General features: G+C 69.2%; 5 protein-coding genes. 3 read left to right on the forward strand and 2 right to left on the reverse strand.

Going from position 1 to position 6,147, the window contains the following annotated elements:
* The coding region (locus ACR9ZK_RS20340) for a glycosyltransferase (protein WP_481343782.1) at nucleotides 1-755 on the forward strand (755 nt) is incomplete at its 5' end.
* Between the two features lie 42 nt (nucleotides 756-797).
* Here the strand turns inward: ACR9ZK_RS20340 and ACR9ZK_RS20345 are convergent.
* Complete coding sequence (locus ACR9ZK_RS20345; protein WP_481343783.1) at nucleotides 798-2,036, reverse strand: glycoside hydrolase family 32 protein; 1,239 nt, start codon at nucleotides 2,034-2,036, stop codon at nucleotides 798-800.
* The gene (locus ACR9ZK_RS20350) at nucleotides 2,033-3,391 is read right to left on the reverse strand and encodes a glycoside hydrolase family 172 protein (protein WP_481343784.1); all 1,359 of its coding nucleotides are present in this window, start codon (nucleotides 3,389-3,391) and stop codon (nucleotides 2,033-2,035) included. Before ACR9ZK_RS20350 ends, ACR9ZK_RS20345 begins: the two co-directional genes overlap by 4 nt.
* 199 nt (nucleotides 3,392-3,590) lie before the next feature.
* On the opposite strand from ACR9ZK_RS20350, the gene ACR9ZK_RS20355 reads away from it, so the two are divergent.
* On the forward strand, nucleotides 3,591-4,598 hold the full coding sequence (locus ACR9ZK_RS20355) for a LacI family DNA-binding transcriptional regulator (RefSeq protein ID WP_481343785.1): 1,008 nt from the start codon (nucleotides 3,591-3,593) through the stop codon (nucleotides 4,596-4,598).
* 187 nt (nucleotides 4,599-4,785) lie between these two features.
* A complete protein-coding gene (locus ACR9ZK_RS20360; RefSeq protein WP_481343786.1) occupies nucleotides 4,786-6,108 on the forward strand; it encodes an ABC transporter substrate-binding protein in 1,323 nt (440 codons plus the stop codon).
* Nucleotides 6,109-6,147: the final 39 nt, after the last annotated feature.

The raw sequence follows: 6,147 nt of genomic DNA on the forward strand, positions 1-6,147 counted from the left end.
ACGGCTACGGACCCATGCTCGCCGTGAACGAGGACATGATCCGCGTCATCGGCTCGACGCTGGCCAGGGCCTTGGGCGTCGATCCGGCGGAACGGGTGTTCGCGGCGCCCTACCTGGACATCTGTCCCCCCGGTATGCGGACACGACGTCCGTTGGCCTGGAACGACGTTCGCTCGCTGCGCCCCTGGGCCGGGCCGCCTGGGGACGGCTCGGTCGCCGGGGCGATCGCCGCCCTGCCGTACCCGGACACGGTCTACCTCACCCTCGGCACGGTCATGAACCAAGCCCTCGACGTGTTCCGAGCCGTGCTGGACGCAGCCGAGGACGTCGCGGTCAACGTCGTGACGACGACGGGACCCGGCCTCGACCCGGAGGCGATCGGCCCGCTCCCGAGGTCTGCCCTCGTGTACCCGTTCCTGCCGCAGGCGGATGTGCTGCCCTCCTGCTCGGCCGTCGTCTCCCACGCCGGCGCCGGCACGATGCTCGGAGCGCTCTGCTTCGGGCTCCCCCAGCTGTGCCTGCCCCAGAGCACCGACCAACCGCTCAACGCGGCCAGCCTGGTCGCCACCGGCGCCGGGCTCTCCCTGTCGCCGGACGAGACACACAGCGCGACGGTCGCCGCCGCGCTGCGCACGCTGCTGCACGACCCGTCGTACCGGGAGGCAGCGGCGCGGCTGCGCACCGCGATCGAGGCCCTGCCCCACCCCGACGCCGTGGTCGACGAGCTCACGGCCTGGGCCCGTTCGTCAGCGTGAGGGGCGCAACCACCGGGATGCCTGCGCTGCCCGGGCCCGCTCTCAGCGGACGAGCGGGTACACCGTCGCATCGTCGCCGACCACGTGCAGCGACTCACCGCGGGGTTCGGACACCAGACCCAGCACCCCACTGGGGCAGGCGATCTCGATCGTCTGCGCGTCCAGGAGCACACGGACGTCCCCGCCCGCGAACGGCATGTCCCAGCGCCGTCCGCCCGCCCGAGCGACGAGCATCCCGCCACCGACCTGGAGGCCGACGACCTCCTCACCCGCGCTGGTCACGACCATGCTCGCGCCCTCCCGAGGTGACCACGTGACGTCGGCCGCGAGCCCGGGGACGAACCCACCCGGCACGGCCGTGGCCCGGTACCGTTCCACGTCCGGGTGGGGCGTCGCGGTGAGCCGGTCGCCCTCGACCCCGAGGACGTACGGGACGCTGTGGGCGCTCGCCCAGCCGGCTTCGGCATCCTCGACCCCGCGCATCCAGAACAGGAGGCAGGGCCGGCCGTCGGCGTCACGGAAGAAGGACGGCGCGTAGTAGCTCGGTCCGTACGTGAGACGACCCCACGTCTTGGCGTCGAACTGCCCCGCCCCGTAGCTGCCCAGCGCATAGCCGGCGTAGTGCAGCACGTCGGCGTCCCACACCGAGGACACCATGGCATGGACACCGTCGACCTCGATGACCTGCGGGCACTCCCAGAGGGCACCGAGCCAGACCGGGTCCCGCTCGCGCGTCGACCGCTCCAGGGCAACACCCTCGTAGGTCCAGGTCTCCAAGTCGTCGGAGCGGTAGCTGAGGGCCATGGCCGTCCCGTCGGCCGTTCCTGCGCCGACGAACATGCGCCACGCGTCGGGGTCACGCACGATGAACGGGTCTCGGTAGGCGATGAGCTCGAGGTCCGTGGGGGCGTCGACGACGATGCCTCCCTTCTGCCACGAGACCCAGTCCGGACCGGTGGGCGTGGCGACCCGGATGCGGCCGATCCCGAAGTCCGGCACCGTCGTCGCCGTGTAGAAGATGCGTGCCCCGCCGTCGGGCCCGGCGACGAGCGAGCCGGTCCAGATGCCGTCGTCGCCGTCGCCGGGCGCGATGGCGACCGGTAGGGGCTTGAGGGACAAGAGGTCCGGCCCCACGGCATGGCCCCAGTGACAGGTTGGCGCCCACACGGTGCTCCCGGGGACGTACTGGTAGAAGGAGTGGTAGAGGCCGTCACGGACCGTGATGCCGTGGGGGTCGTTGATCCAGCCCTGTTCGGCGGTGAAGTGGAAGCGGGGCCTCATCGCTGCTCTCCTGCGTCGTAGCGGGCACGGACGGCCCGGGCGATGGCCACGTTGCTCTTCTCCCACTCGTCCACCTGGCTGCGTCGCGCCTCGCGGAGTGCATCGCGTCTGGCGACGAAGTCGGCCATGCGCCGCGCAGCGGTCTCCCTGGCCCGACGCTGTTCGTCGGTCAGCTCCGGCAGCGGAGTCTCGATGACCCGATCCATGGGCCGCAACGGCAGACGCTGCTCCACCGGCGGGAGGTCGAGCGCCGGCGACGGAAGCGTCTGGTACCAGTAGGCCGTCGAGGACCAGTCGTCCGACAGGTGGTTGCCGTGGCCGTGCTCGAAGGTGACCCGGATGCGCCTGTCGAACCGGATGGGGTCGACCATGTGGAAGCGGTAGCTGTGGTGGAAGCCCGGCACGTCCTCTTCGTGGACGATGGTCCCGTTGAACTGGAAGGCGTTCCGCTGCATGCCCCAGGCGTGACCGAAGTAGTCCTCCATCCCGGTGCCGTGCAGGCTCGGCGGCCACGAGTCGTCGTCGATGAAGATCATGTCGTCACCCTCACCCCACCACGATCCCTGGAAGTGACGGACGGCGAGGGTGCAGCCGACGTAGTGGCCGCGGCCCTCCGTCTCCAGCGCGACGTAGTTGTCCTTGCCGTCGAGGTTGGCCACGGTCGTCTCGATGCTGTTGGCCTGCAGGTCGGGCGCCCAGCCCCGGTTGGGCAGCGCCCTGCGCCAGTGCGCGTGGAAGTACAGGGTGTCGTCGGGCAGTGGCTCGGGGACGAGCTCGTAGTCGATGTAGAAGTACTGGAGGTAGGGGATGTCGTTCTGGTTCTCCACGACGATCCTCGCGCGCGTGCCGAACGGCATCCGGAAGTAGCTGTTGAAGGCAGCCGAGCCACCGAACGTGTGCAGTTCCGCCTCCTTGGCCGAGACCGACAGCGGTAGCGAGTCGTACGTCCCGGACAGCGAGTTCATGAGGCCGAAGAAGTCCCCGAGCGGTGCGACCACGCTGGGGGTCTCCTGGTCGTCCCAGTACATCTTGAGGACGACCTTGCGGTAGTAGTCCGGGTCCACGACCTCCCAGCTGACGCCGAGGGCGTTGTGGATCTCGAGCATCGGCACGCCGACGACCGCGGGGTCGATCTGTCCCGGACCGGGCTGGATGCGACAGGACTGGGTCATCCAGATGTGCGTGATGTAGCCGGGACCCTCGAGGTCGGCCAGAGTCCTGGACTCTCCGGGCATGACGATCCAGTTGTCCTGGTTGCGCCCCGTCTGGTCGAAGCTCGACGCGCGAGCGGTTCGGGCTCGACGGGCCCGGGTGAGGTCGCCGAGCAGGCCGCCCGGTGGCTGGTGCTGGGTCACGGTGGTCCTTCCCTGAGCCGTCGGCCGCCGTGGGAAACGGCGCTCGATCAGCGTCGAAACGTTTTCGTAGCCGGATGCTATGTCCCGCTCGATTCGGAACGCAAGGATGCCCGAGAAAGCGCAGGTGAGACGCCCGGATACCCCGATTCGGCCGTGGGCCCTACACTTGCGCAAACGATGCACTGGAGAGGGAAGAGTCATGGCGACGATGGTGGAGGTGGCGCGACGCGCCAACGTGTCCGTGTCGACGGTGTCCCACGTCCTCAACGGGACACGGCACGTCGAGGGGGAGACGCGGCAGCGCGTGCTCGCCGCGATCGAGGCGACCGGCTACCGCCAGGACGCCCTGGCCCGGGCGTTGCGACGGGCCAAGACCGACAGCATCGGGCTGGTCGTCTCCGACGCCGGCGAGCCGGCCTTCGCCGCCATGGTCCATGGCGTCGAGCACGCAGCGGTCGAGCACGGGCTGACCCTCGTCCTCGCGAACTCCGCCGAGGACGCGGACCGGGAGCGGAAGGCCGTGCAGACGCTGCTCGACCGGCGCGTCGACGGCCTCATCCTGGCCCGGGCCGCCGAGTCGGACCCGGGCCTGATCGAGTCCCTCGAGACCGAGAAGCCACCGACGATCCTGCTCGACCGGATCTTCCCCATGCTCCCGTTCGACCAAGTCGGCGCCGACAACCGTGCCGCGATGCGGGAGCTGAGCCTGCGGCTCATCGACCGCGGCCACACACGCATGGCGATCGTGGCCGGCGACACCCGTGTCCCGACGCTCCACGAGCGGCTCGACGGGTTCACGAGCGCCCTCTTCGAGACCCGGCAGTCCATCCAGGACCAGCACATCCTCACCGGCACCGAAGACGACGGCGTCCGAGCCGGCCTCCGGACCGCCCTGACGTCCCAGCGCCCCACGGCGGTCATCGCGAGCAGCACGCCGCTGGCCGTGCTGGCACTCCGGACGCTCGCCGAGGAGGGTCTGCGCGTCCCTGACGACATCGCGTTCGCCACGTTCGACGGCTTCGACAACTCGGACCTGTTCCGCCCCCAGGTCACCACGGTGCGCCAACCCGCCTTCGACATGGGTGTCGCCGCCGTGCAGCTGCTCGTCGAACGCCTCAGGACGCCCGAGGCCAGCCCGCGGACGGTGCGGCTGCGCCAGCACATCGAGTGGCGTGAGTCGACGGAGGCCTGGGTACCGCAGGCCTGACCACGTTCCGGACGAGCGCCACGACATGACGCTTGACACCCTCGCGGAGCCGCTCTACCGTCGGACAAACGTTTCGCGCAAACGTTTCGCCGATTCTCGGCTCCACGTGATCCGTCACCCCGGGTGCGCACCCGTGGCACCCCACCTGAGGCGGCCGAAACCGCCTCGCTCATCGAAGGAGATGAAAGTGTCCATCTCGTCCCTCAGGATCGGGCCCACCAGACGCGTGGTCATCACGGCCGTGGCCGCCGCGACCCTCTCAGCCGGTCTGGGCGCCTGCTCATCCCACTCCGGCGGTGCCGACGCGTCCGGCAAGACGACGATCACGCTGTCGATGCAGAACCCCGACGTCAAGACGGCCGACCCCGCCACCTGGGCCATCGTCCAGGCGTTCGAGAAGGCCAACCCCACGGTCACCGTGCAGGTCACCGGCGAAGCCGTGGCCGAGCACCTGCAGAAGCTGTCGATCGCCGCCCAGAGCGACACACTGCCCGACGTGTTCTGGGTCTACAAGGCCAACGCCGAGGAGATGGTCCAGGGCGAGAAGCTGCTCGACCTCGCCCCGGTCCTCAAGGAGCTCGGCCTCTCGGACAAGTTTCCCAAGAGCACGCTGACGAACTTCACCGCCGGACAGACCGTCTACGGAGTGCCCTACCAGGGCCTGCTCACCGGGCTGTGGGTGAACAAGAAGATCCTGGCCGACAACGGCATCAAGCAGCCCGAGTCGTTCGAGGACCTGCTCGCCGCGGCGAAGACCCTCAAGGCCAAGGGCGTCACGACGATCTCCAACGGTGCGAACCAGTCGGCCTTCAGTGTCTGGAGCTTCCTGACCGACCTCAGCCGCTTCGGCTACGCCGACAAGATCGACGGCATCCTCAAGGGCACCCAGAGCTACGACAACCCGGACTTCCTCCGGCTGTACCAGCACATCGCCGAGCTGCGCGACGCCGGCGCGTTCGCGTCCAACGTGTCGACCCAGACCTACCAGCAGGCCGTCGACCAGTTCACGAGCGGCAAGGCTGCCATGCTCGACGCGGGCGTCTGGGCCTCGAGTGCGATCCAGAAGTCGCCCGTGGCCGCGAACGTCGGCTTCTGGGCCGGCCCGAAGTTCTCCGACGGGGTCGGCGACCAGAACATCATCATGAACGTCGCCTCGGCGCCGCTCGTCGTCAGCGCCAAGGTCTCCGAGGACGAGGCGAAGCTCGCAGCCGTCAAGAAGTTCATCGCCTTCTACTACAGCGACGCCGCCCAGCAGCTCCTCGTCGACAACGGGCAGCCCCCGGTGACGACGTACCAGCCCAAGGTCGACGCCAAGTCCCAGAGCGCCTTGAAGGCTGCGCTCGACGCTGCAAGCGCCCCGGGCGTCACCAGCCCGGAGTCGCAGCCGGACCTGCTCGTGCCGACCGCTGTCGCGAACGCGATGTACGACAGCATCTACGGCGTGATCCAGAACCAGCTGACCCCCAAGCAGGCGCTCGAGCTCGTCGAGACGGCGATCAAGTCCAAGTGAGCCTGTCTCTTATACACATCTGACGCTGCCGACGACGGA

It is taken from the genome of Monashia sp. HAY1-5C (genome assembly GCF_056755255.1).